Source organism: Bradyrhizobium sp. P5_C11_2, from assembly GCF_054049755.1.
Window position 1 is genome coordinate 1 of record NZ_JBFULT010000913.1, and the last position, 1,769, is coordinate 1,769.

Consider the following 1,769-nt stretch of genomic DNA (forward strand, 5'->3'; position numbering starts at 1 on the left):
GCCTATGCGGAGCTTCGCTCCGAACTGCTCGCGTGCAACTTCGCGCCCGGAGAGAAGCTGAAGATCGACGATCTGTGCCGTCGCTTTGCGGTCGGCTCGAGCGCCGTGCGTGAGGCGCTGTCGCGCCTCGCATCGGAGGGGTTTGTCGTCAGCGAACCTCAGCGAGGATTCCGTGTGGCGCCATTGTCCATCGATGCCCTTCGCGATCTCACCGAAGTCCGATGTAGCATTGAAGCACTGTGCCTTCGAGGTTCGATTGAAAAAGGTGGGGTCGAGTGGCAATCCCAAGTCGTCGCCGCCCTGCATCGCCTGACACACACGCCGGTGTGGGCAGACAAGGCTACGCGACGCTATAGCAACGAATATGCGAAGGCCCACGAGATTTTTCATGAAGTCCTCGCGGCGGGATGCGGCAGTCCCTGGCTCCTTCATTTACGAACGATCCTTTTCAATCACTCCGAGCGCTACCGGTGGTTTACCGGTCCGCTGTCCAAGGTAGACAGAGACCTCGACAGGGAACATCGCGAGATTGCGGAGGCCGCTTTGTCGCGGGACAGCGAACACGCGGTCGCACTGATGAACGCGCACTTGCAGCTGACCGCAAAAGTCATCCTTGACGCTGTATCGTCCGGGCACGAGCCGGCTGCGAAATCCGCGAAGGTAAAGCCAAGCGAGGCTCACGCGCCTGAAAGCCTGTCTCGGAAGCGCATGCGCGGTGCATCATCCGCCTGACGTTGCGAAGGAGGAACTCACCGTCCGAAATCCTCGAGATCTCTACCTCCTTCCACCCCATTCGCTGTATCGGAGCGCGTCGATCAACCGCACCAGTTTCGCACCAGGAACCACCTGAGCGGAACGTAAGGAACGCGAGCGAAATCAAACAAGAGTACGGGAAAATCAACGGACCCAACCGATATCCTACCGCTCATAACGGTCTGGTTGCAGGTTCAAGTCCTGCCGGGCCCACCAACATGATCAATAGCTTACTTCATTCTTGTTGCCTGCAACGCGGCCGCTGCACCAGAAACCGCACCAGATACGTGCACTTTTCGTTCGTAGGCAAGTTCGCACACTGCATCGATTCGATGGCCGGGGCTTTCGTCTAAAATTCGCCTTGCGTCCGGGCTTTACCTTGGCCGTGGGGCCTTTGACACCAGCTTGCGCTTTTTAGACTTTCGTTTGTGCGACCATCCCAAAAGGCCTCTCTGAAGCCGTTCGAATATTCGCCGCTCTTCGTCTTGATGCCTGCATGACACGAAAAATTTTCGCTACGATGGCTAGATTAGTCAGCGCTTTTTTTGCACTTTAGGGCTTCGCCCAATTGCAAATTGCAGATCCCCACTAGGGTGTGTACCCATAAACCCTGCGGCGACGAACCCAATGTCCGCTTTGCTCCTATAGCGGCCGAGTTCGTGGGGCAGCGCAATATGTCGCGATGGGCCACAAGCGGAAACCCTAAGAATGAGGATAAGGCGCCAGCTTTTAGGTAGATAGCGAGCGGCAGGTGCTCTTATTCGGTCTGGCGGCTTTTCCGCGCGAGGTCGTCCACATACGTCTTGCACCCATAGAGGTCGGCGCCCGTTTCCGCCCGGACGAGGGCAATTGCCGCGATGGGGTTGCGGTCTTGCACCAGTCAGTTCACGCGCTCCAGCACATCGTCTGGCAACGTCATCTGAGGACTTGGATCAGCCCAACGGGTCTCCGCCCAGATCGCTGGAGCGATTTTGTCGGTCCACTTGACCATGTCCCCACAACGTTCAGCATATCCG

The 1,769-nt window shown here is 57.5% G+C and carries 1 protein-coding gene and 1 tRNA gene; both read left to right on the plus strand.

The features are described 5' to 3' along the window. Positions 1-732 (plus strand): GntR family transcriptional regulator (locus ACXJL8_RS40205; RefSeq protein ID WP_456686944.1); only part of this gene is annotated, 732 nt, incomplete at its 5' end. Positions 733-890: 158 nt separating this feature from the next. Next, positions 891-969, plus strand: a tRNA-Met gene (locus ACXJL8_RS40210). Positions 970-1,769: the final 800 nt, after the last annotated feature.